General features: G+C 48.6%; 22 protein-coding genes, 1 tRNA gene, 1 pseudogene and 1 riboswitch. Of the genes and pseudogenes, 10 read left to right on the top strand and 14 right to left on the bottom strand.

Annotation, left to right across the window (positions count from 1 at the left end):
• Positions 1 to 116: 116 nt before the first annotated feature.
• The 6 genes from LN737_RS06305 to lipB form a co-directional block, all read right to left on the bottom strand.
• A complete protein-coding gene (locus tag LN737_RS06305; protein WP_405517179.1) occupies positions 117 to 860 on the bottom strand; it encodes a response regulator in 744 nt (247 codons plus the stop codon).
• Positions 861 to 1,482: 622 nt separating this feature from the next.
• Positions 1,483 to 1,554, bottom strand: a tRNA-Arg gene (locus LN737_RS06310).
• Between the two features lie 80 nt (positions 1,555 to 1,634).
• Positions 1,635 to 3,959, bottom strand: coding sequence for a ribonuclease R (rnr, locus tag LN737_RS06315; RefSeq protein ID WP_405517181.1), 2,325 nt, complete (start codon positions 3,957 to 3,959; stop codon positions 1,635 to 1,637).
• A 234-nt stretch (positions 3,960 to 4,193) separates the two neighbouring features.
• On the bottom strand, positions 4,194 to 4,931 hold the full coding sequence (locus LN737_RS06320; RefSeq protein ID WP_405517183.1) for a 3'-5' exonuclease: 738 nt from the start codon (positions 4,929 to 4,931) through the stop codon (positions 4,194 to 4,196).
• A 67-nt stretch (positions 4,932 to 4,998) separates the two neighbouring features.
• Entirely contained in the window at positions 4,999 to 5,403 is a 405-nt protein-coding gene (locus LN737_RS06325; protein WP_405517185.1) for a hypothetical protein, read from the bottom strand.
• Positions 5,404 to 5,429: 26 nt separating this feature from the next.
• Positions 5,430 to 6,209, bottom strand: a complete 780-nt coding sequence (gene lipB / locus LN737_RS06330; protein ID WP_405517187.1) for a lipoyl(octanoyl) transferase LipB — start codon at positions 6,207 to 6,209, stop codon at positions 5,430 to 5,432.
• Positions 6,210 to 6,305: 96 nt separating this feature from the next.
• Here lipB and LN737_RS06335 point away from each other — a divergent pair, with 96 nt between their 5' ends.
• The 3 genes from LN737_RS06335 to LN737_RS06345 all read left to right on the top strand — a co-directional run bounded on the left by LN737_RS06335 (position 6,306) and on the right by LN737_RS06345 (position 8,827).
• Positions 6,306 to 6,659, top strand: a complete 354-nt coding sequence (locus LN737_RS06335) for a YraN family protein (protein ID WP_405517189.1) — start codon at positions 6,306 to 6,308, stop codon at positions 6,657 to 6,659.
• Between the two features lie 222 nt (positions 6,660 to 6,881).
• The gene (locus tag LN737_RS06340) at positions 6,882 to 8,360 is read left to right on the top strand and encodes a TonB-dependent receptor (protein WP_405517191.1); all 1,479 of its coding nucleotides are present in this window, start codon (positions 6,882 to 6,884) and stop codon (positions 8,358 to 8,360) included.
• A gap of 95 nt (positions 8,361 to 8,455) precedes the next feature.
• Complete coding sequence (locus tag LN737_RS06345) at positions 8,456 to 8,827, top strand: hypothetical protein (RefSeq protein WP_405517192.1); 372 nt, start codon at positions 8,456 to 8,458, stop codon at positions 8,825 to 8,827.
• Between the two features lie 33 nt (positions 8,828 to 8,860).
• On the opposite strand, the gene LN737_RS06350 is transcribed toward LN737_RS06345, so the two are convergent.
• The gene (locus tag LN737_RS06350) at positions 8,861 to 9,772 is read right to left on the bottom strand and encodes an LD-carboxypeptidase (protein WP_405517193.1); all 912 of its coding nucleotides are present in this window, start codon (positions 9,770 to 9,772) and stop codon (positions 8,861 to 8,863) included.
• Positions 9,773 to 9,864: 92 nt separating this feature from the next.
• Positions 9,865 to 10,863 carry an ion channel gene (locus LN737_RS06355; RefSeq protein WP_405517195.1) on the bottom strand — a complete coding sequence of 333 codons (999 nt, stop codon included), beginning with the start codon at positions 10,861 to 10,863 and terminating at the stop codon, positions 9,865 to 9,867.
• A 114-nt stretch (positions 10,864 to 10,977) separates the two neighbouring features.
• On the opposite strand from LN737_RS06355, the gene LN737_RS06360 reads away from it, so the two are divergent.
• From LN737_RS06360 to LN737_RS06370, 3 genes are all read left to right on the top strand, one after another.
• Entirely contained in the window at positions 10,978 to 12,579 is a 1,602-nt protein-coding gene (locus tag LN737_RS06360; protein WP_405517197.1) for a Na+/H+ antiporter, read from the top strand.
• 192 nt (positions 12,580 to 12,771) lie between these two features.
• Positions 12,772 to 13,773, top strand: coding sequence for a glycosyltransferase family 2 protein (locus LN737_RS06365; protein ID WP_405517199.1), 1,002 nt, complete (start codon positions 12,772 to 12,774; stop codon positions 13,771 to 13,773).
• Entirely contained in the window at positions 13,722 to 14,540 is an 819-nt protein-coding gene (locus LN737_RS06370) for a polysaccharide deacetylase (protein WP_405517201.1), read from the top strand. The genes LN737_RS06365 and LN737_RS06370 overlap by 52 nt, the downstream gene beginning before the upstream one ends.
• Before the next feature lie 77 nt (positions 14,541 to 14,617).
• On the opposite strand, the gene LN737_RS06375 is transcribed toward LN737_RS06370, so the two are convergent.
• Positions 14,618 to 14,944, bottom strand: a complete 327-nt coding sequence (locus LN737_RS06375) for a DUF721 domain-containing protein (protein ID WP_405520328.1) — start codon at positions 14,942 to 14,944, stop codon at positions 14,618 to 14,620.
• A 188-nt stretch (positions 14,945 to 15,132) separates the two neighbouring features.
• A riboswitch (SAM riboswitch) is annotated at positions 15,133 to 15,237 on the top strand.
• 181 nt (positions 15,238 to 15,418) lie between these two features.
• Between LN737_RS06375 and LN737_RS06380 the strand changes: the two genes are divergently transcribed.
• The 4 genes from LN737_RS06380 to LN737_RS06395 all read left to right on the top strand — a co-directional run bounded on the left by LN737_RS06380 (position 15,419) and on the right by LN737_RS06395 (position 19,280).
• Positions 15,419 to 16,732 (top strand): O-acetylhomoserine aminocarboxypropyltransferase/cysteine synthase family protein, encoded by a 1,314-nt coding sequence (locus LN737_RS06380; protein WP_405517203.1) that lies wholly within the window; start codon positions 15,419 to 15,421, stop codon positions 16,730 to 16,732.
• 74 nt (positions 16,733 to 16,806) lie between these two features.
• Positions 16,807 to 17,874 carry a homoserine O-acetyltransferase gene (gene metX / locus LN737_RS06385; protein WP_405517205.1) on the top strand — a complete coding sequence of 356 codons (1,068 nt, stop codon included), beginning with the start codon at positions 16,807 to 16,809 and terminating at the stop codon, positions 17,872 to 17,874.
• 13 nt (positions 17,875 to 17,887) lie between these two features.
• Entirely contained in the window at positions 17,888 to 18,478 is a 591-nt protein-coding gene (locus tag LN737_RS06390; protein ID WP_405517207.1) for a GDSL-type esterase/lipase family protein, read from the top strand.
• Positions 18,479 to 18,599: 121 nt separating this feature from the next.
• A complete protein-coding gene (locus LN737_RS06395) occupies positions 18,600 to 19,280 on the top strand; it encodes an esterase family protein (RefSeq protein WP_405517209.1) in 681 nt (226 codons plus the stop codon).
• A gap of 44 nt (positions 19,281 to 19,324) precedes the next feature.
• On the opposite strand, the gene LN737_RS06400 is transcribed toward LN737_RS06395, so the two are convergent.
• From LN737_RS06400 to LN737_RS06420, 5 genes and pseudogenes are all read right to left on the bottom strand, one after another.
• Positions 19,325 to 20,413, bottom strand: coding sequence for a lipase family protein (locus LN737_RS06400; protein WP_405517212.1), 1,089 nt, complete (start codon positions 20,411 to 20,413; stop codon positions 19,325 to 19,327).
• A 49-nt stretch (positions 20,414 to 20,462) separates the two neighbouring features.
• Positions 20,463 to 20,888 carry an META domain-containing protein gene (locus tag LN737_RS06405; protein WP_405517214.1) on the bottom strand — a complete coding sequence of 142 codons (426 nt, stop codon included), beginning with the start codon at positions 20,886 to 20,888 and terminating at the stop codon, positions 20,463 to 20,465.
• Positions 20,889 to 21,084: 196 nt separating this feature from the next.
• Positions 21,085 to 22,283 (bottom strand): annotated as a pseudogene (locus LN737_RS06410) (amine oxidase).
• A gap of 163 nt (positions 22,284 to 22,446) precedes the next feature.
• On the bottom strand, positions 22,447 to 23,289 hold the full coding sequence (locus LN737_RS06415) for a 5'-methylthioadenosine/adenosylhomocysteine nucleosidase (RefSeq protein WP_405517216.1): 843 nt from the start codon (positions 23,287 to 23,289) through the stop codon (positions 22,447 to 22,449).
• Between the two features lie 22 nt (positions 23,290 to 23,311).
• Positions 23,312 to 24,640: an NCS2 family permease gene (locus tag LN737_RS06420; protein ID WP_405517218.1), complete on the bottom strand. Its 1,329-nt coding sequence runs from the start codon at positions 24,638 to 24,640 to the stop codon at positions 23,312 to 23,314.
• Positions 24,641 to 24,663 lie beyond the last annotated feature (23 nt).

Consider the following 24,663-nt stretch of genomic DNA (forward strand, 5'->3'; position numbering starts at 1 on the left):
GGATGGGCACTGCTGGCAGTCGGGGTATTCGTTACTCGGTTCAATTATTGGGGTATTACAACGAGTTCGCACATGGGCGAATAGCCATGGCAGGGACAATCGTTTCAAACGCTTTCTTAACTGGAAAGCCACTCTTTAAAGGCCGTAAAACGTGCTTTTGGTAGAATCGCTTCCCGTATGTTGCCTTCGCATGACAAATACAGACAGTATTTTCCTTTATCCCAGTAGGCGTACTTCTGAAGGATTTTTCGATGAATGATCAGGTGACGGTTAATTCTGAAAAATTGTTTCGGATCTAATTCTACAGCCAGCTTTTCGATAGTCTGACTGATTTGAAATGTACCCAATGGATGTTCGGCGAAGTAGTCGCGGTCTTGCACCGAGAAGTAATAACAATCGTCCGTTTGCAACTGCATATACCCTTTAGGATCCCGGCCTCGGATCGTCTTCAGGTAAAGGCTGCTGTCTGATTCGAGCAAGCCCTGTTGCTGGCTTCGTTTCAGACGGCTTTCAATTGCTTTCAACAGGTCCGCTGCCAGAAAGGGCTTCGTCAGGTAATCGTCAGCACCCAGGCTCATTCCCCGACGCAGATCAACCATATCTGTTTTGGCCGTCAAAAATATAAATGGGATATGAGCGATTGCCGGGCAAGTCCGTATGGCTTCTAAAACCTGATAACCATCGAGTGTGGGCATCATGATATCGCACAGGATCAGATTGGGATGCCACTCTTTCGCTACCGAAACCCCTTCTTCTCCACAGGCAGCCGCTTTCACCTGATAACCTTTCAGGGCTAATAGTTCAGCTATATTATCTCGAATCGGGGTTATGTCTTCTATGATTAACACTTTAATCAGCATGTCAGTGTATGAGCAGCGAAATGTAAAAGTCAGGTTAGAACAGAAACACAGGAAGTATACTGACTACTAAACGTTTACCGCTATGTTGATGGTCCAGAGGATTTTATGGCTAAAGTACTATTCTAATGGTTATTTATATCATATAAACATAAATTCATTCAAAAGGCTATACTAAATTTTATCAGATACCTTTTTCTGTATGCTGTAATACGTATCAACCGTACCGGATCAAGTGTTTCCTAACAAGATTCGCCAGGGTTAACCTGATGGCTAATTCTTTCTTCGGAACCCGATTTGGTCGGCGATCATTGCCTGACAAATCCTTGTGATTTTTATAACTACGTATTCAACGCTGAGCTAATCACTGTAGATGAATGCATAGCTTCCTGTGAAACAGTATAGCAAAACTAATGATGAAATAATTTTAAGTACTGATCTAGGTTATATGTGTTTATGATAGTTGTCACATAGGTAAGATTTAGCCGGGAACGTTTGGCAGCTTTACGGAGTAACGAGCGGAGATGTACGACTCGCGATGAAGGCGTATAAAATCAAAAAAGGCCAATCAGTTGATTTTGAGTGTTGTTGACTCTAATCCTGATTAGCCTTTATATGTACTGTGTGCTCCCGAAGGGATTCGAACCCCTATCGATGGTACCGGAAACCATAATTCTATCCATTGAACTACGGGAGCGGTTGCCCTGATTTTGGGACTGCAAATATAGCGGATTGCTGTTCTTTATGCAAGCCTGTACTAAAATCAGAACGCGCTTTTCAACGACGGCTACGTCCCCCGCGTCGATTTTCACCTTTGGCCGCTGGTCCCTGTTTCCGTTCAGAGCTACTCGTTCGTCGGGACGATGAAGCCGATGAACCTCGTGAACCGCGGCTTTCGTTACGACGTGCTGATCGCCTAACATTCGATTCGCCACTGACTGAACTGCCTTCCGCTTTGTCGTTAGCTAGCACAAAATCCATGCTTCGGCGGGCAAGGTTGGTTTCTTTTAAACGTACTACTACCGGATCGCCAAAGGTGTACATCTTCTTGTGGCGATTACCAACAATTCGATAGTTGTCTTTATCGAATTCGTAATAATCGTCGGTAAGGTCCTGCATCCTGACCAATCCTTCGCAGCTGTTTTCAGTAATTTCGACAAAGAAGCCGAACTCGGTAACGCCCGAAATGACTCCCTCAAACTGCTGACCGGGGGCCATGCGGCTCATAAACTCGACCTGCTTGTATTTGATGCTGGCCCGTTCGGCTTCCGCAGCCATTCGCTCACGATCCGACGCATGTTTGCTCTTTTCTTCATACTCTTCCCGGTCAACGGGTTTGCCTTTGTCCAGGTAATGCTGAAGCAGACGGTGCGCCATCATATCAGGATATCGACGGATGGGTGACGTAAAATGCGAGTACCGGCGGAAGGCCAGACCAAAGTGGCCTAAATCTTCGGTTGTGTACCGCGCTTTCGACATCGTACGGACGGCTAACTGCTGCAGCATATTGGCTTCAGGTTTGCCTTCGATACTCGCCATAAACCGATTCATCGAGTTGGAAAGATGTTCATCGTCCACGTTGAGTTTATACCCGAGCCGCCGGGCAAAATCTGCGAAGCTACGTAGCTTGGCTTCGTCGGGACCTTCGTGCACCCGGTAAACCATTACGTTCTCTTCGTGGCCTTTGTTCTGCCTGGAGAGCGAATGCACAAACTCGGCCACGCGCTTATTCGCCAGCAACATAAATTCTTCAATCAGTTTGTTCGTATCCTGCCGAATTTTTGGGTAAACGGCCAGCGGCACACCATTTTCGTCGAGCCGGAAACGTACTTCAACCGTCTCGAAATTAATGGCACCGTGTTTGAATCGCTCGTCCCGCAGTTTGTAGGCCAGTTCATTCAGGAGCCGGAGTTCTTCCAGGTAATCGCCACTGTTGTTGTTCAGAATATCCTGCGCTTCTTCGTAGGCAAAGCGCCGGTTTGAGTGAATGATCGTTCGGCCAAACCATTCATTCACGATTTTGGCGTTGGCGTTCATCTCAAATACCGCCGAGAATGTCAGCTTGTCTTCATTGGGACGTAGTGAACAAAGACCGTTCGAGAGTTTTTCGGGGAGCATCGGCACAACACGGTCGACCAGATACACCGATGTCGCCCGTTTGTAGGCTTCCGCTTCCAGTTTTGAGCCGGGAAGAACGTAGTGCGTTACGTCGGCAATGTGTACTCCGATTTCGTAATTGCCATTATCGAGCAGTTGGACCGACAGGGCGTCATCGAAATCTTTGGCATCAATCGGGTCAATCGTGAAGGTGGTTGCCTCCCGCATATCCCGCCGTTTAGCCAGTTCTTTTTTCTGGATTTGGGTCGGAATGGCTTCAGCTTCCTGTTCAACATCTTCCGGAAAATGAATGGGTAAGCCAAATTCGGCCAGAATTGCGTGCATCTCGGTGTTGTTCTGCCCAGCCAGGCCAAGTACCGTAACAACCTCGCCTTCGAAATGCTGTTTACCGGTACTTGAATCCGGATATTTTGTCAGGCGAACCACAACTTTCTCATTGTCGTTGGCTCCGCCCAGTTTCTCTTTGGGAATAAAAATATCCTCATAGATCTTTTTACTGTCGGGGACAACAAAGCCGTACGTTGGCCAGACTTCGATACGTCCTACCAGTTCGGTGCGGCCTCGTTCGAGTACGCTGGCCACTTTACCTTCAATACGTCGGCCGCGGTTGCGCGAGTCGGTAAAACGAACGACCCGAACCCGATCCCCATCCACGGCACCGGCCAGGTCTTCGGTCGACACCCAGATATCGTCGTCACGATCGCCCCGAACCCCATTGGCAGTGCCAGGAATAACGAACGCAAACCTCGAGTTGACGTGATCGACAACGCCCTCAACGAGATTGGCGTTGGCATCGGCGCGGTAGCTACCGTCTGACTGGCGTACGATTGAGCCCTCATCGGTCAGTTCGCCAATCAGGCCATGCATGATGAGTTTCATGCGCCGGTCACTGGTGCCAAAATGGTCGAGTATCTGCTCCTGGGTAAAGGATTGCTCATCATTAATCTGAAAAAAGGCCAGCAGGTCGTTTTTCAGTTCATCCAAAAAGAGTCGGCCTGTTGGATTGGCCTTGTTGGGCCCGACTTCGTCTTGGCTGATTTTTCGATGCCCTTCTCACGCGGGCGGGTCGGGTGCGACTGTGCCGTGCCGGGTTTCGAATATTTAGTTTGTTTTGGTTTTCCGTTTCTCATGATACAGGTTCGGCTTCACAGCAGAACCAAAAAATAGTTGAACGTAGAAGTAAGCTGAGGATTCACCGAGAACACAGCCACTTGTTCGTTATTCACTTAATACAATATGCTCGTCGGCTACGAGTGGAGCCCCCACCATTTTTAAATAAACCTGCACCAGCATCACCATTGAGTCGCGGGCGTATTGCTCAATACGTGGCCAGTCATGTTCGCGGTAATACACTTCGCTGGTACGGTCGCCCGTCCATTCGAGTGGCCGAACGGCCAGATTCAGGACAGCCGCCAGCAGGTCAAGCGGGACAAAATGGCGTTTATCGCCAAACTGCCAATGTTCGAGGGTATCCTTATGGGGAATTTCCCAGGGTTTCTTTCCCGAAATCTGCAGGGCGGGCGGCAGGGGGAGGCCATTGACCATCAGGCGTCGGCACAGATATGGAAAGTCGAACTCCTTGCCATTGTGGGCACAGAGCGTCAGCTCGCCCGGTGGGTAACGGTTCACAATGGTCAGAAATTCTTCGAGCAACTGATGTTCATCGTCGTTACTCAGTAATTTTATTTTTAGGTGGGGTTTATCATCGTCATTGAAGAATAAGCCACCGACGCCTATACAAATAATTTTCCCGAATTCAGCGTAGTACGATGCCCGACGGTCGTACCAGCCAGCTGCTGAGAGATCATCGTCGTTTTTGAAAAATTTGCTTTTTTCTTCCCATTGCCGCTGCAAACGAGGTTCGACAGAGAGCAGTGATGGCTCACCGGCCACGGTTTTAAGGTCGATAAACAGAAAATTTTTAAGACGACGCTTCCAGGAGACAGCTTGAGGCATAGTTCGGTGTAACGCGGACTCCTGCCCGCTGTATGATTGCTAAATACGGACAGGGTGTCCGTACTACTTATTCATGCAAAATTCCTTCCAGCCCCAATGCCGGCACGGGTACAAGATTTTCATCGACAATGCTATCGGGTACGAAAATAAACTTCTTGTCGAAGATCTGATCCTCAATAAAATAACTCACCCAGTATTCATTGTTCAGATGAAATACGTCGGGCATAATCGTTTCTACGACCTCAAAGGCCCCCGGTTGCACTTCGACAAAGAAATGCCGTAAGGTAGAGGTTTTCTGTTCTTCATCGTTCTTCAGCCCGTATCCTTTCGACGTAACGAACACATTTTTTATCGGTACGTCATTCTGGTTAATCAGGAAAACCTGCCAATCATATTCGCCACTCTCGTTCTCCTTTCGGGCAATAACAATCTGAACACCTTCAACAGGCAAAAACTTAATATCTTTTTTCATTCGTAACACAGGCGGATATCCGCTAGCTATTCAATTGCACTATGGGTTTCAACTGGTATGACAGCCTCCCCTGTTAGTAACTCCATTCCAAATAAGTCGGCGATATGTTGCCGAACCCGAATCGCTACGTCTTCAAGTGGCACTTCATGGCCCAATTCGGCCGCCATTGACGTAACGGCTTTGTCGGTAATGCCACAGGGTACAATATGGTCAAAATATCGCAAATCTGTATTGACATTTAGCGCAAAACCGTGCATCGTTACCCAACGGCTCGCCTTTACGCCCATCGCACAGATTTTCCGGGCCGGACCGGCCTGCGGATTTGTTTCACTTTCATACCCGAGCCACACGCCGGTTAAGCCTTCAATTCGTCCCGCCTGTAAGCCATAATCCGCGAGTGTCAGGATAATACTTTCTTCTAATAACCGCATATAGCGATGAATGTCTGTAAAGAAATTATCCAGATCCAGAATTGGGTAACCTACCAGTTGGCCGGGACCGTGATACGTAATATCGCCCCCACGTCGAATCCTGAAAAACGTAGCACCCAGCTCGGTCGTCAATCGGGCTTCGTCCATCAGCAAATTTTCAGCATGGCCACTCGTACCAAGCGTATATACGGGCGGGTGTTCGCAGAAAAGCAGGTAATTGGGGGTAAGTTGCTGCTGCTCAGCCGGGCAGGTGCGATTGTGTAATTTCTGATCGACGATGGTAGTAAATAGGCGCTCCTGTTCGTCCCAGGCGGCTTTATACTCAATTAACCCTATATGCTGAACCTTAACTTGCTTATTAACACGACTATTCATTGCCTTTTGGAAGAACTGGCCTCCGTTAGCTAACTAACAACCAAGTGAATGAGTTTCGTTCGGATTATCGTTATTTGTAACCTTTATTGGAGAATAATGGCACAACACAACGAAACCGGAAAACATGGTGAAGAAGAGGCTGTTCGGTACCTGCTCGAAAAAGGCTACGAAATAATGGCCCGAAATTACCGCTATCAACACGCCGAAATTGATTTGATTGCAAAGAAGGAAAAACTGCTCGTGTTTGTCGAAGTTAAAGCGCGGACGAATCTGAGCTATGGCAATCCGGAGGAGTTTGTATCCTACACCAAAGCGAAGCTGGTAATGAAAGCGGCTGAGCATTATGTGTTTGCGCATAACTGGCTGCACGATCTTCGGTTTGATATTGTAGCTGTTACGTTGGCAGGCAATGAATTACGAATAAAGCATATCGAAGATGCGTTTTATTGACGGGCCTTAGTTCAGCTTATAAGTTGGGTGAAATCTACGAATTGCGTTACGCTGGCCTGCTATGAAAGCCACGTATTAGGCGGCAGGAAGCCGGATAGAGGTTGTAATATAACCGGGCAAATAGATAATAGTAAAATTGCATTATTTTACACCAAGTGTTGTTCTAATAGGTGATTTTGACATTTAATAATGTAACTTTAGGAACAGCAAGCAACCGTCATTATGTACGAAAAGAATATAGGTACCAAGCAGAAGGCGCTACGCATTAATCTTGACCGCCGTATTTACGGGTCTTTTGCTGAAATTGGAGCAGGCCAGGAAACTGCCGCTATGTTTTTTAAAGCGGGTGGTTCGTCGGGCACGATTGCCAAAACCATGTCGGCCTACGACATGACGTTTAGTGATTCAATCTACGGCGTCGAAGAAAGCGGTCGCTACGTTGTAGAGTCCCGGCTGGTTAAAATGCTTAGTAAAGAATATAGCCTGCTCGAGAAACGATTAGCCGAAAAACGTGGTCCGGATACTACGTTTTTTTCATTTGCCAATACCGTTTCAGCGCTTAATTACCAGAAAACCAACGATGCGCACGGCTGGATTGGCTGTCGGTTTCAACTGAATCCACAGTCGGGCTTTAATGATGTAATTATTCACGTCAGGATGCTCGACAATGAGAATGTACTGCAGCAGCAGGCCTTGGGAGTCATTGGCGTAAATCTTATTTATGGCTGTTATTTCTACGCTAAATCGCCTGAAACGCTGGTCTTGTCGTTGATGGACGATCTGGCACCGGAGCGGATTCAGATTGATATGATTCGGTTCAATGGACCGGACTTTGCGGATGTCGACAATCGATTGATGAGCCTGCACCTGGTGAAGAATGGTTTTACGGATGCTGCGTTGTTTGGCCCCGATGGCCAGGTGTTGCAACCGTCGGAAGCGCTCTACAAAAAGCATATCATGGTGATGCGTGGTCGGTTACGTCCGCTCACGAATGTCCAGCTGGATATGATCGAAAACGGCCTGAAGCAGTTTAAAGATGAGCCCGATGTTGACGCAAACCGAGTCGTGTCGATGGCCGAATTGACCCTGCATAATCTGAAAGCCAACGAGCAGGGGATCGACGAAAAAGATTTTCTGGACCGGGTCGATATTCTATGTTCGATGGGCCAGACGGTAATGATTTCCAACTATCTGGAATACTACAAACTGGTTGCGTATCTGGCCCGGTTGACGCGGCTTAAAATAGGCCTGATTGTCGGGATTCCGAACCTGGAATATATTTTTGAAGAAGGCCACTACGAGTTTTTGCCGGGCGGTATTCTGGAGTCATTTGCCACCCTGTTCAGCCGGAAGGTCAAGCTATTTGTGTATCCAACGCTCAAGGAAGGTGCCATATATACCTGCAATGAATTCAAACTGCCGCCGACCTTAGAGCCTCTGTTTCAGTATCTTGTCCGCAACGATAAGATTGAAGATATTACGGATTACAACGAGCAGAATCTGCACATCTCTACCGACCGTGTGCTGGAAATGATTCAGCTGGGTGAAGATGGCTGGGAAAGCCTCGTACCCGAACGGGTAGCCGAACAGATAAAAGCGAACTGTTTATTCGGTTATCCGTGTGAAGTAGAATACATCCCCATTGGTCAGCAGGTTCGTCAACAGCAGCAGGAGGAAATCCAACAGTCGGTACCGCAATAGACGCCCGTAGCATACACTTCCGCCAGCCAATTATAAAACATCAGCCAGCATACAGGGGTTTTGAGGGAGCATTACGTTCAACTTACTCCTGTACAATGGAAACGCTTTATAATTGGCTTCTTCAAAATACCGGGAATGCCGGAAATTTCTATACGATTCTGAACACTGAGCGCGATAAAGCCGGTTTGCTTGAAGTGATGGCGAGGTCGTCGGATTTCAAGATTATGAACCTGTTTATTTACGATGGGCAGACCGCAGAATCAGCCGAAAACCGGTTACACGCAATACCTGATGAATCGCCAACGAGCAATTACGTATTTGGTAGTGAACAACAGGTGATTGATTTCCTTGCCGAGGGGAAAGCCTCTGAGTCAGAAAGTTCTGGTACGGCTACAAGTATTCATGTCGTCCTGGCTGAGCCAACCAGCGAGACAGGTACGGTTACGTTTCCGCCAGAGCAGGCTTAACCGAGACAACTAGCCAATAGATAGCCGTTGCGATTATAGTCTGAAATGTAGCTTAGCTGAATCGTACTGTACATCCAGTTGCACAATGTGCCCAATCGGTAAAGCCAGATTATACGTAACGTGTCCGGCCGGGAAATCGAACAAAACCGGGAAATCGTATCCAGAAACGATTTCGGCAATTATGTGAAACGAATCCTGCCCGAACGGTAGCGACAGGTTGTCGCGCATATCGGTAAACTGCCCGACTACCAATCCCGCCAGATTAGCCAGCCGACCGGCTCTTTGGAGTTGCCGCATCATACGGTCGAGGGAGAAAAGCGTTTCGTCAATGTCTTCGATGAATAAAATTTTTCCACTGAAATCCACATCGGTTGGCGTATCGAGGGAATTAATTAACATAGTCAGGTTTCCTCCGATGAGCGGCCCTGTGGCACGTCCCCGCCGATTAAGGGCGTGGGTTGGTACGGTATATTGCGCCGGGAAGTCGCCAAAGAGCCACTGCCGCACCGATTCCAGCGATTCGGCCCGGTCAGGATCGCCAAACTGACGGGGCATCAGCCCATGCAGGCTAACAATATCATGTCTTTGCAGCAAACTAAGCAGCACGGTAACATCGCTAAAGCCGACCAACCATTTTGGATGAATACGTAGCGCTGTCAGGTCTAGACCATCAGCTATGCGATAGCAACCGTAGCCACCACGGGCTGCAAATACGGCTCGAACGGTCGAGTCATCGAAGAATCGTTGCAAATCGGCCCGACGGAGATTATCGGAACCCGCAAATGGCCCATCCATTGCGTGAAGGCTTTGCCCTTCCACAACATTAAGCTTCCAGATATTGCGCAGAATATGCAGTCCTTCGGCCAACTCATCATAAGCAAACCAACTGGCTGGCGAAACAATCCCTACGGTATCGCCGGGACGCAGAAAAGGAGGGAAAATCACTTGTAGTACGTATGGTTTATGGTAGTTGGTTCAGGCAATCCGTCGTTACGTTGCGGTTATCGGCCCGGCATTGAACTAACGGATTGCCCTTATCAATTCAATTCGGCTTCTACAACGTCGTCGAGTCTGTCTAGATCGAGGGTAACTGTGCTGGTCTGCGTGCCATCAAACATAGGCTGGAATTTATAGCCCCACAAAATTTCATCATACCGATACGAATAGCGGGTATGAACAGCCTGAGCAAACGTATCATCGGTTGCCTGTATTGACACTAAAAATTCAGCGTCGGATGCTTCGAGGTCCTGAGGAGTACAACCGAACAATGGACTCTCAGACGTAATAGGATGAACCAGTGTCCAGTTGGTTGGGAAAAAATTTACCTTATTCCGTTCCAGAGAAAGGCCATAGTATTTCCGAGTAAGCGTACTGTCGGATTGTGATTTGGGTTCTATTCGAGATAGCGATACGCTTACCTGCAGGTTAATAAGCTGATTGTCACGGGTATTTATAATGCGGAACATCCAGCCATTGACGTCCAGATACGGGGCCATTACCGCGTTTTTCGAGAATCGGGTATGGGCTATTGGCCGCGAAAACCGGGCGTAGAGCAAGCCCGTTGCCAGCGCAAAAGCCAGCAGCCCGAGCATCGACTCAAAAGCGGCAATACAGCTCGTCAGGAAGCTATTCGGTGAAATATGTCCGTAACCAACAGTGGTGAGTGTCTGCGAGCTAAAGAAGAAGCATTTCCAGAAGGGACCGTTCAGAACCCGGTCGTCGACTCCTATAAGCGTATCCGATCCTGCCAGCATATAAATACCCGCAAACAGGGTGTTGGCCAGCAGATACCCAGTCAGCAACCAACTGAAAAACGGTACCCATCCCATGACGATGAGCCGGTTGTAGATGTTGAGCCGATCCCACAGGGTGCCATTAACGCGGACAATGTTGAACGTACCATCTTTGTTGACAAGCCGTGAATGCGAGTCGGTAATCTTTGTACCAAAACCAATGTCAGCACGTCGTTCTTCCTGCTCCACTAACTGGCTGTTGGCGGAACTTTGCGTAGAAGGCCGGCGGTTTGATGGATTCATAAGCGATAAATTTGGGCGAGGCAGTCTGATTAGGTAGGTCTGTTAACAAAGTTATGGCAAATTTGTCCCTTCCTTCATCGGTTAACCCGAATCATCACCCATTCTGTTCACTCAATGCATCCAATTGAAACAGTAACTGGTTTACTCGGCGTTACGACCCTCCTGGCAGTAGTAGCCCGGCGGCTGCGTATATCCTATCCGATTCTTTTAGTTATCACGGGCTTGTTTATTGGCTGGATACCTGGCCTTCCCCATGTTGAGCTATCGCCCGATGCGGTTTTTCTGGTTTTTCTGCCCCCTTTGCTCTACGCAGCGGCCTGGCAGATTGATAATCTGGAACTGAAGCTTTATAGCCGGTCTGTTGCCTTGCTGGCGGTTGGCCTGGTCCTGTTTACGTCAACGGCCGTTGCCCTTGTGGCCCATGCCTTCATTCCGGGATTCTCGCTGGCGCAGGGCTATCTTCTTGGCGCTATAGTTGCTCCTCCCGATGCCGTAGCGGCTACGTCGGTAACCCAAGGGCTGAACGTACCGAAACGTATTACAACCGTATTGGAAGGGGAAAGTCTGGTTAATGATGCCAGCAGTTTGGTTATTTATCGCTACGGGTTAGCCGCCATCATAACGGGACAATTTGTGTTGTGGCAGGCGAGCCTTCGGTTTGTAGGTATTGGTCTGGCTAGCGTAGCCGTTGGGTGGGCTATTGGCTGGTGTATGAAATGGGTACATCGGCTCATCACAAAAGATACGGTCACCAGCACTGTTCTGACTCTTCTGACTCCTTATGGCTCTTATCTGATTGCTGAAGAGATGCACATTTCGGGTGTTTTGGCAGTTGTGACAACGGGGCTTTTTCTATCGACACGAACCACAGAAATATTTAGTAATCAGGCACGTCTGCAGACCAACGCCGTCTGGGAGATTGTTGTTTTCCTGCTAAACGGACTGGTGTTTATCCTGATTGGCCTGCAACTCCCATCCATCGTATCCGAATTAAATGGGTACACACTGCCTGAGGCTGTCAATTATGGCCTGCTAATTAGCGCTGTGGCTGTGGTTTCACGAATCCTTTGGGTATTTCCGGGCGCTTACCTTCCTCGCTGGCTCAGTAAGGGTATACGAAAACGGGAAGTTAAGCCTACCTGGCAGCAGATTAGCGTCGTCAGCTGGGCGGGTATGCGGGGCGTGGTTTCCTTAGCGGGTGCATTAGCGCTTCCGAACGTATTGCCCAACGGCCAGCCTTTTCCGGGCCGCGATTTGATCCTGTTCATTACGTTCATTGTGATTCTCTGTACGCTGGTCGTTCAGGGATTGACCCTACCTGTGCTGATTGATACGTTGAACGTTCGGGAGGCAATTGATGAAAAACGTGAGGAGCGTAAACTGCGTCGAAAGATGGCTCAGGAGGCCATTACGCATCTGGAAGCCAATCATTCCGCCGGCTCGGTGCATGATGATGTACTGAGTTATGTAAAAAACACGTATGAGCTACGCATCAATGAACTGAACGGAATGCTTCGCGCAGCGAATTTGTCAGATCGGCCGACAGAACTTTACCAACAGGCTGTCCAGCTCCAGCTAGAGCTAATTTCAGTTGAACGAGCTGTTCTGAATAACCAGCGGACAGGAAGTTTGCTGGATGGAGAGATCTTTCGAAAAATGGAGCAGGAGCTAGACCTTGAAGCCGCCCGGCTTTCTTTAGTACAACCAATTGATTAAGAATAGTTTCTGAACAACTGATTTCGAACAATATGGATCATATGAGAAGTATTTCGATAGTCAATCTATAAGTTACCTATTTTTCAAACAAATTTTTCTTTGAGTAGTAGAAAAACGTTAAGTATATATACTTACTTTAGCAAAAGTTTTCCGCACACCGCTACGTAACTGTTCTTAACGATAAGTCTGCTCATGAAGTCTTTTCCTGGTATGATTAGTCTGATTGTACCCGCATTTAACGAGGAAGAAAACCTACCCGTACTGGTTCACAGGCTAATGGCCATTATGGAATCATACGATTCGTATGAAATTCTGATTATAGACGATGGCAGTTCTGATCAGACCCGCTACGTTTTAAGACAGTTAAGCAATGCCTATCCCGTAGTTCGGTTTCTTTCCTTCTCCCGGAATTTTGGCCATCAGATGGCTTTAAGAGCCGGTTATGACAACGCACGTGGCGAAGCGGTTATCTGTCTGGATGCCGATCTGCAACATCCGCCTGAGCTGATTCCGACATTGATTGCCAAATGGCGGCAAGGCTATGAAGTGGTTTATACCGTTCGGCAGGCTGACCCGAAACTATCCTGGTTTAAACAGACTACCTCGAAATATTTTTACCGCTTACTACGTACCGTCTCTAACCTCAATATTGAGGACGGAGCCGCTGACTTTCGGCTGCTGGATCGGAAAGTGGTGAATACGATTCGGCAGTTTAAAGAGAATGACCTTTTTCTGCGCGGTGCTATTTCATGGGTAGGTTTCCGGCAGTGCCGTATCCTGTATGAGCCGGCCGCCCGTTATGCTGGCCGCTCGAAATACTCGTTCCGTAAAATGCTCAAGCTGGCGGCAATGGGTATTACGTCCTTTTCAACGCGTCCGCTGTATCTGTCGGTATTGCTTGGTTTCCTGATGTTTATGCTTGCCAGTTTGTTTGGCGCGGAAGCCCTTTACGAGCACTATTACACCAATGCTACGGTATCGGGATGGACAACGCTGGTGTTGCTGCTGGTGCTGATTGGTGGCGTACAGTTCATCATGATCGGTATTATCGGTGTATATTTGGGCAAAACGTTTGTGGAGGTGAAAGGGCGGCCCGCCTATATCATCAGTGACACAAGCGAGATCGAGGAGACGGAAACAACATGGCAAGCCCCAACCGAAGACAGCGAGATATTCTATTCACCGTTGACGTAGAAGAGTTTGATACTGCCGTTGAGTTCGGCCATAATATTCCCCTGAGCGAACAGGTGGCCGTCTCAACAGCCGGATTAACCTTGTTAGCCGAGCGTTTTGAGGCCGTTGGCGCCCGTACTACGTTGTTTACAACGGCTAATTATGCCCTTCATGAGTCCGCACTGATTCGGAATCTGGCGCAAAAACACGAGATTGCTTCTCACGGATATTACCATACTACCTTTGAGCCTGCCGACCTGCTTAAGTCCCGGCTAGCTCTGGAAAAACTACTGAACCAACCTATTTTGGGATTCAGGCGAGCCCGTATGGGTTTTGTTGATCCCAACGATGTGCATCAGGCTGGTTATCAGTACAATTCATCGTTACATCCTACGTGGTTACCTGGTCGGTATAACCACTGGGGCGAACCGCGACATCCGTTTCGGGAAATGGGGGTCTGGCAAATTCCAGCCTCAGTAACACCTACGTTACGTTTGCCGTTGTTCTGGCTGAGTCTGAAAAACTTCCCATTCGCTCTTTACCGGCAATTCTGCCGTCAAACGCTCGAAGCGGATGGTTTTCTGAACTTATATGTTCATCCATGGGAGTTCACAGACCTATCGGGCTATGAAAAAATTCCAGCCTATGTGCGCCGATACTCTCGTGATACCTTACTCGACCGGGTTGAAGCTCTGTTACGGTACTTAAAACCAATGGGTGAATTCAGCACAATGGGGGAGTTTACCCAGCGGTTAAATCAACGTAGCCAGTCAGCAAAAGCCATTTAATGAGCTGCTTAACTATAAACAAAGAAGGGAATCGTACATGGCGATTCCCTTCTTTGTTTATGCAGGAAATTTTTGTGTCAGATAAATATAACATCGTCAATTACATCCGCGCCCATGTCCTTGTTGACCAGTTGAATGAGTTTTTGTTTGGCGTTGACAAGTTCATTGCGAAGGGGAGCCGAGGCAATTTCAATGTGAAGTTTTCGATCCCGAACATACAGTCGGTTTGTTCGGGAGGCAATAGCCGTGCCCATCATACGCCCCCAGAACGCTTCAAGATAGGTTTCGTTGAAGCGGGTCTGTAGCTGATACGCTTTTAATAGCTGACCAATGGCATCTTTTACGGTCGTAGTGCCAGCTGTTCGAGTGGCAGCGTCGCGGTTATAGCGGTACGTAGGGTTCATGGGGAGGTGTCTTGCCACAAAAGTAAACAATGAATTGACTTAACGCATAATAGAGAGCATCTGAACGCCAAAAAATACCCGTTCACATAGAAAAAACCGGGAGTGTTTGGATTCACCCCGTTTGGCTGTTATACTTGCGTCATCAAGTCAATTGTTCCGCGTCAATTGCACACGTACCGGCGCGCGTTGATTTATAAAGAAGCGGGGAGAGATCAGGCTCTGCGAACCGCTGGCAACCTACCACACGGCAAGGTGCTAACTCCTGCCTAAAGCTATTTTAGGGACTATAAATCGGAAACTCACATGATCTACAGTCAGCGATGTATGCCCGTAAGGGCTTGCTAGCATTCTTCTCGCAACTTGCTACTGAAAACCGGGAGTGGTTTTCGGGATGTGTCCTTACGTTCACAGTAATCCAACTGCTCTTAGTTAGTGCTGATTGATTCTAACCCCAAATACATAACCTCATCGCTCATGGCACAACTCCATTTTGATACGCTCCAGTTACACGCTGGACAGGAACCCGATTCAGCTACCAATGCTCGGGCGGTACCTATTTATCAGACAACTTCCTACGTATTTAACGATTCCGCGCATGGCGCCGACCTATTCGCCTTAAAAGCGTTTGGGAATATTTATACGCGGATCATGAATCCAACCTCCGACGTATTTGAGAAACGAATGGCGGCTCTTGAGGGCGGAGTAGCGGCCTTGGCGGTGGCGTCCGGACAGGCCGCTCAGTTTATAGCCCTCAACAACATCTTAAGCGCAGGCGACAATTTTGTGACAACCTCTTACCTCTATGGAGGAACCTACAATCAGTTTAAGGTTTCGTTCAAACGGCTGGGTGTCGATGCCCGCTTTGCCGAAGGAAACAGCCCAGAAGCATTTGCGAAACTGATTGATGGCAAGACGAAGGCCATTTATCTTGAAACGATTGGCAATCCCGAATTTAACGTCCCTGATTTCGATGCCTTTGCTGCGCTCGCCAAAGAGCATGACTTACCATTGATTGTCGATAATACGTTCGGCGCAGGCGGGTACCTGTTCCGCCCGATCGAGCACGGAGCCGCCGTAGTGGTTGAGTCGGCAACCAAATGGATTGGCGGTCATGGTACAAGCATTGGTGGGGTAATTGTCGATGGTGGTAACTATAACTGGGGTAACGGCAAATTCCCGCAGTTCAGCGAGCCAGCGGAAGGGTATCATGGACTGGTGTTCAGCGATGTCTTTGGCGTTGGTGGCCCGTTTGGGAACATCCAGTTCATCATTCGCGCCCGCGTTGAAGGTCTGCGCGATTGGGGACCGGCTATCAGTCCGTTTAACTCATTTCTGCTGTTGCAGGGCCTGGAAACCTTGTCGCTACGTGTCGACCGAACGGTACAGAATGCGCTGGCGCTGGCTCAATGGCTCGAACAGCACGAACAGGTTGAACGAGTTAATTATCCGGGACTGCTTACCAGTCCCTATCATGACCTTGCCAACAAATACCTGAAACGGGGCTTTGGTGGGGTGTTTACGTTCAAGGTAAAAGGTGATAAAGACGCGGCTGACCGGTTTGTAAACAGCCTGAAATTAGTGAGTCATCTAGCCAACGTGGGTGATTCCAAAACGCTCATTATTCACCCGGCGGCTACTACCCATCAGCAACTTAGCGAACAGGACCAGGCCAGCGCCGGTGTTGAACTGGGTCTGCTACGTGTTTCGGCGGGTACTGAACACTTTGATGATATTAAAGCCGACTTTGAACAGGCGTTTGCCCAAATCGCAGAGCCGGTATTGACGTAGTTTTGGTTTGGTTTAGGCTTGCTGTTTTACTAGATGTATTAAACAGTAAGCCCTAAACCGTAAACTTTTTTCAATTGAGCCTCCAGTATTTCGATTATAAATATTCGTTCCCGCTTGAATCGGGCGAGAGCCTGCCGAGCTTCCGGCTGGCTTACACCACACGCGGCACCCTCAATCCAGATCAATCGAATGTGGTTTGGGTATGTCATGCCCTAACGGGAAACGCTGATGCAGGTGACTGGTGGGGCGGTATGGTTGGCCCGGGCAAGTATTTCGATCCCGAACAGTATTTTATTGTTTGTGTAAACGTGCTTGGTTCCTGCTACGGCTCAACGGGGCCGCTGTCAATAAGTCCAGTATCCAGGCAGCCGTTTTACCATGACTTCCCGGCACTTACCATTCGCGATATTGTTGGTACGCTGGATTTGTTACGTCAGGAACTGGGCATCGAAACCATTCACACCTGTATTGGCGGATCAGTGGGGGGCGAACAGGCCGTTGAGTGGGCTATTCTCCAGCCCAATCTGATTCGTAATCTGGTGCTGATTGCTGCCAGTGCTGTAGCGTCGCCCTGGTGTATTGCCTTCAACGAAGCACAGCGAATGGCTATTGAAGCCGACCCCACCTGGACTGAACGACGGGACGATGCCGGGCAGGCGGGCATGAAAGCCGCCCGGGCCATGGCGATGATTTCGTACCGGAACTATGATACGTATGGGTTTACGCAGGCGCTGGACAACAACGAGCAGTTGGATGGTTATAAGGCCGCTGGGTATCAGCGTTATCAAGGCGAAAAACTGGCGGATCGTTTCAATGCCTTTACGTATTGGACGCTCACCAAGGTGATGGATTCGCACAATGTGGGCCGAAATCGGGGGAGTATTCTGAATGCACTAGGTCAGATTAAAGCTCGTACACTGGTAGTGGGCATTCGCTCGGATTTGTTGTTTCCGCCCTCCGAACAGCAGTTTCTGGCGCGTCATATTCCGGATGCTGTTTATGAAGAAATCGATTCTCTGTATGGACACGACGGTTTTCTGATTGAATTCCGGCCACTGGCTAATATTATCCGTAAATGGATGACAAGTGCGGGAATAACTACTGAAATAAAAACAACATCTACAATCCGTTTAAGCCAGTAAGGTTAGTTAGCGTATGGTTTGGTATGAAGCCGAAGTGCGGCAATTGGAAAGTAAACTGGCTTCGCTGCCACCGGCTACAGATCGAGTTGTTTTCTATGGTAGTTCCTCTGTTCGACTTTGGGCGTCACTGGCGCGAGATTTTCCGCAGATAAATACGGTCAATTTAGGATTCGGCGGGTCAACGCTGGCAGCTTGTGCCTGGTTTTTCGAGCGGTTACTCGTACCCGCCATGCCTAAATCCGTCGTGTTTTATGCGGGGGATAACGATCTGGGCGACGGCCGCCATGCCGAAGAAGTCTATCTGTTTTTTTGTGCCTTTGCCGAAAAAATGAACAAATGGATGCCCGACGTATCTGTTTCCTTTCTGTCCATAAAGATCAGCCCCGTACGCTGGGGAATCGCCAGTCAGATTCGGTACGCTAATGAACTGATTCAAAAAGAGATTGAGCAAAAAGCAAATTATCAGTACGTGGATATGACAACGCCCCTGCTGGGGCCCAACGGGCAGCCCCGTCCGGAATTCTTCGAAAAAGATGGTTTACATCTAAGTCCGGCAGGCTATCAGGCATGGCAAAATGCGTTGCATCAAGTCCCGAAATTTTAACAATTTCTTCACTCATTCTCTGCTATAATTTGCGGTAAATGTTGCAATTTCACGAGCACTTAAAGTTACCGATATGCTTCGTGAGTACCATAAATGGTACAGTCCCAATCTAAATCGTGACATGGAAATGCTCATTTTTGGGCATGCTGGTGCGCGTGTACTTGTTTTCCCAACGCGTCGCGGCCGATTTCATGAATATGAAGATCTGGGCCTAGTTCAGGCTCTGGCTGAACAGCTGGAAAACGGATGGCTGCAACTGTTTTGTGTCGATAGTGTTGATCGGGAGAGCGTTTATAATCGGTACGCTTCCCCCTCCGACCGCATCCGACGGCATGGGCAGTACGAGCAGTACATTCTGAACGAAATATTACCTTTCTCCCGGCTTAAAAATCCTCAGCCTTTTATGATTTCGCATGGCTGTAGCCTGGGCGCTTACCATGCTGTGAATATAGCCCTCCGGCATCCGCAGTGGTTTGGCAAAATTGTTGCTTTCAGCGGGCGGTACAGTCTGTCGGAGCCCGTAGCCGAGTTTCGCGGGTTATTCGACGATTATTACGATGAGGAGATTTATTTCCACAGCCCGAATCACTTTCTGCCCAATCTGACCGACGATACCGTTCTGGACCATTTACGTCGAATGAATATTGTGCTTACCATCGGTGTAGAGGACCCATTTATGCACAGTAATCTTACCCTGAGCGAAACGCTTTGGAATAAAAATATAAACCACGACTTATTTATGTGGGATGGCCGGGCGCATCAGGCCGAAGATTGGCAAAAGATGGTGCAATTGTATCTATAGAATTGATACTCTGCCAAGGGCGCTCCACCTTCCCGACGAATACTTTATTTATCAGGCAACTTCTCGGCCAGGTTCAGATAAGGCGGATGAAAATGGTGAATAAAAATATTCTCCTTGCTGTCGGGGTATTTCTGAAAGTAAGCGCTGTCGGCTAAAAGCACAATTGTATTACCGGTTCTGACGTAGTCGTTGCTATTGTAATATTCGGGCGGTACGTACCCGTTTAAATTCTTTCTGACCGTACTGGAGGCTATTTTACCCAGATACTTCTGGTAGTTTTTCTGCGCTTTCAGTGATGGCTTGCTCAGGCTGTTATAAGCATACTTCAGGGCAATTCGCTTAATCAACTTCTGTTTTTTTATCATGGCAGGCGCGCCCGCAAACGGGTTAGTCGGATTAAAATCATTGACGGTCTGTACGGTCAGCGGTACTTCGGGCACCCAGTCGGCAGAGTTTACCACATTGTACGCCCAGCCGCTTTGGGTAGCGGCTTCGTATTCATAAGCGAAATACAGGTTGCCGGGCTTGGGTCCTGCGCTGCAATACGTCTTAAACTGAATATCGGCCGGAAGCTTGGCCTGCTTTTGTAAGCTTTTCAGGTAAGCAGTCAATAAAAAAGCAATAGCTCCGCCCTGACTGTGTCCCATGATAATCACATCTTTAATTCCTTTTTTGTAACAGGAGTCCAGCCTGGGGAGAATATCTCTTGCCAGAAATGCGGTACTGATTAGCCAGCCTACATGCACAGCTGCCTGCGGGTGCGAAGCCAGATCGTACGTAAATTTGTCCGTTTCGCTAAGCTGTAACTCGCCCTTAGCCGGTACCATAGCGGCATACATATTCGCAAGCCAGCTTACGCTATTGGCCGTTGTACCGCGAAGGCTGAGAACGGCAACGCCCTGATTATTAGCCCATAAATCCCACATGTTTTCCAGCCCAACAATTGGAGATCGGTAAACAAACTCATACTGCTGAGGTTTCGGAAAAGCACTGATGTAGGAAGGGCCACCGAATTGCGCCGATACTTTGAGAAGTTCGATGTACTCTGCCTTATCAAAACCAGGTTTAAGTTTCTGGCCAAACAGCGTAGCTGATAAGGCAAAAAGCAGAAGAAACGTAGTGAGTGATTTCATAAAAAAGAGGAAGGTGGTTGATGGATTAACAGCGTAGCGATTGTGGCCCTTAAAACGATTCAACGCGTAGACGAGCCACTACATTCCTGTCATTTTTCAGCAGTAATTCCTTTCCGGAAATGCCATAGGAATTGGTTGCTTCCAGAGCTTTCAAAAAAGCAGTTTCCGTACTCATATCCGGACATGCCATTCGGGTGGAACCGATGCCACTAAACTGAATTTTTTCGTTACCGGATAGCGTATACGTACCAAACATTCGGTTACAGCTAGTTGAGCCAGTAAGTTTATTGCCTTCGGGTGCGAGCTGAAGAGAAGCCTCTTTGTTTAAACCCGCATGGATTACGGGCTGGCCATTTACTTCGACCAGAATCCAGTGTGTGTTTGTCAATGAAATGCCCGCCGTCTTTGCTGACTTGCACGCCACCGTAAGCAGACATAGGATTGACAGGCAGGTAATAACGAGTTGTAATTTCATGATCTACACCGTTTTGACAGAAGTAGCGTTTAAATAAAATTCAGAGTAAAAGCCATTCGCGTTAATAACTCAAGTATAGCAGATTTTACGGTCACAATACTGATCTTTTGACAATCTGTTACGCTCGTCAACTCCCGGTCGACTGCACGCTGATTATTTCGTAATTCTGCCAGCATGTCATCCGGCGTATCAAATGCTACAAATTCAAAAGTGGATCTGTTTCGAAAGATACATCTTTTAGGCGCATTTGTGTCTGTATCAAAGCGTTAGCATACGGTTCATACAAAACCCGACCGGGCGGATTCATGGATAAATCAGCATCCCAAAGCCCCGAACGGTGCCAGTGATCGAGGTGATCCCAGTCGGGACGGTCAACAATTGGGTAGATACAGGCACCCCAGAGAGGTACGCCTGCCTTGACAACCGCTGCACATTCCCGCCCGATCATATCAATCCAGACAGGCCGATCAATACCCGGATGGCTGGTTTCAGTCAGCGCAATAGGCCGGTTGTAGCGCCGATATCCTTTTGTGAGCAAATGCCGAAGAGGAAGCCAGCGTGGGTCCGGAATAGCATCATTCCAGCCCAGAAACGTACCTGTTCCTTCAATCCACTGGTTGTTGTAGTAATAATTAAAACCGATAATATCGAGGTAATCGGGCGAGCCACCTAATTCGGGAGCTATATAACCAGCGAGCATATCGACCGACTGAAATTGATTTTCGTCGGAAATAGCAGCTTTGATAAGCTGTTGTTCAGTAGCGTTTAAAGGCGGTACCATCTGCACCAAAGGTTCCGTTGTCAGGATACGAACAGTCGGGTCGATTTCCCGCATGGCCGCAACCCCTTCAATGTACGCCCGCATCAGCCCCAGCTTTACTTCCCATCCCTGCTTTGTGCAGTAAGGCGACGTACCGCGCACATCACCCCCAGCCACGACATAAAACTCACTTCGTTGATGGGGGTTATGATCAATGTTTCGTCGGGATAACGGTCGCGATAAAAGCGGATGAACGCTCGGCAAAGAGCCGCAAAACGCCGGGCAAACATGGGGTGAAGGGGTGTCAGGTCGTCGGGATAGCCGAAATGACAAAGGTCCCAAACCTGCTGAATTCCCTGCCGATGACCTACCGTCAGCATTTGTTCAATTACGCTCCAGTCGTATTGATATGCTCTTTTTTCGACCTGACTCCATTGAATACCTTCCCGTACGGTACGTATTCGGAAGGCGTCGAGCCGTTCGTAATCTTCCTGAAGTAGTTGCAGATGCCCCGTTTGACGGAGTAAATCAACGCGGTTACCAAAGCAGTTAAGTTGGTCTGTACACTCGAAGCCCGCCCACCAGAAAGATCGAAAAGGGTTGGACGTTGTTGATGATAAGGTGTTAACTAGCAAAACAAAGGGGTTTGTGGTCCTTAACTATAAAGAAAGCTTTTCTAATGGCAATGCTTTCTTCTACTTATGAGAACGAGGAATACGCTGTACTGTTTACATCCCCGGTTTTCATTAAGCTGATGTCAGAGTCGAAATTACCCGGCATTTCTGTGTTCAGAAAGCTTTACAACGCTTTCACAATGGCAATCACTACGTTGGCGGAGTTCCGGGCGGCTGTGGGATAAAACTTGTCGTACGCAATATGGGCTTCGGCGTCGGCTCGGTCGCTCAGGCTGCGAATGATGAGGTGGGGCACCTGAAGCTGATAGCAGACCTGCGCTACGGCCGCTCCTTCCATCTCGGTTGCATCGGCTTTAAAATCAGCTCGTAAGCTTTTTCCTTTTTCGGGCGAAGCGACGAATACATCGCCTGTTACGACCGTACCCGTTATTACCTTGACGGGGCGATCCGATACACCGCCCGACGCCAGCGGAATGCCTTCCAGCTTTACCGTTTTTACTACGTTCTCGGCTAAATGCATCAGCATCGAATCGGCCGGGAAATATACGGGGTTAAACTGTTTGGTAATCGCGTTGCGCGTTTGCCTCGTTGGCGTGTTCTTATCAGTAATCGAGCCGTAGTCGTGATGCGCCGTTTGGCCGGCAATGACAATATCACCGGGTTGCAGATCGGGGTTTGTGCCCCCCGCAATGCCCGTAAACAAAATCTGCTTAGGCCGGAAATGATCGAGCATGAGCGTTGTGGTCATGGCGGCATTAACTTTCCCAATGCCCGTTTCGGCCACAACGATACGTTGTTTGCCGATACGTCCGCAAGTAAACGTAACGCCATCAACTACAATCGTTTTGGGCTTTTTTAGTGTTTCCTTCACCAGAGCGACTTCAGCGCCGAACGCACCTAATAAACCCGTAATAGGCTTAGGCTTGTAGCGTTGGGCAAAACCGGAAGAGGAATAAATAAGGGAAAAGATGAAAAGAAATGTCGGGATCGAAAGCCGTTTATTCATATACTCCTGATAAAGCGTTAAACTAATGTCCGGCGGTCAAGGCCAGCACGCAAAAAATATCGATAATCCATAAGCCGAGTGGTACTTGGGTACGTTTGCCCACAGCAACTTTGATGATCGTCCAGGTCAGAAACCCCCAAATTAACCCCTGCGTGATCGAATAGCTGAACGGAATCAGAACGAGAGCCAGAAAAGCGGGCAGGGCATCATCTAATTGTGTCCAGTTGATACGGGTAACGGGCTTCATCATGAATGCGCCAACCAATACCAGCGCGGGGGCCGTAGCTATCGAGGGAATAATCGACAACAACGGCGATAGAAACAGAAACGGCAGAAAGCAGCAGCCGGCAACAATGGCTGTCAGCCCGGTTCGACCACCCTGCGCAATGCCTACTGCCGATTCGATATAGGCTGTGCCAGGACTTGTGCCGAGCAAACCAGCCAGGGTTGTTGCTACGGCATCGGTCAGAAGTGATTGATTCAGGTTTCGTGGCTGACCGTCAGGACCTTCCAGATTGCCCGCTTCGGCTACGCCCACAAAGGTGGAAAGACTGTCGAATAGATCGGTAAAGGCAAAGGCAAAAATAACCGGCCAGAGCGACCAGGATAATGAACCGATCAGATCTAATTTCCCAATCAGTGAAAAATCGGGAGCGGCCAGAATACCCTGAAAATTGACCAGTGTTTTCTGACCGAAATTAACTGCCGACGCATCGCCCCAGAAACGCCCGATGGGCCAGGCCGCTACGGTAGTCAGCACAATACCGATGATGATAGCGCCCGGTACGTCGCGGACAACGAGTACGCCCGTGAGCAGTAATCCAAACACAAATGTCAGGATAATGGGGTCATTGAAATGGGCAATGCTGACCAATGTTGCTGGATTTGCTACGATGAACTTAGCGTTTTCAAAGCCGATCAACGTAATAAACAAACCGATGCCAGCCGAAACCGCGTACCGGATGGGCTGTGGAATAATTCTGACAATGGCAGACCTGACATTTAATACAGACAGAAGCAAAAATAAGGTACCGGCCCAAAAAACGGCACCTAAGGCAACTTCCGGGCGAATACCCAGGCTTTTTACGGCGGTGAACGTAAAGAATGCATTCATCCCCATGCCCGGCGCAACCACAATCGGGTTGCGGGCATAGAGCCCCATCATTAAGCTGCAAAAAAAAGACAGCAGTACCGTAGCGGTTACTACGCCACTAAACGGCAAACCCGACTGACTCAAAATAGCCGGATTCACAACGATGATGTACATCGTGGCCAGAAACGTTGAGATACCGGCCAGAATTTCCGTTCGACGGGAAGCAGGGGCTTGTAGAGAGATAGACGTAGTAGGCAAACAGGTTGACGGTTTATGTTTCA

The organism is Spirosoma sp. KNUC1025, assembly GCF_045160025.1.
Taxonomy (GTDB): Bacteria; Bacteroidota; Bacteroidia; order Cytophagales; family Spirosomataceae; genus Spirosoma.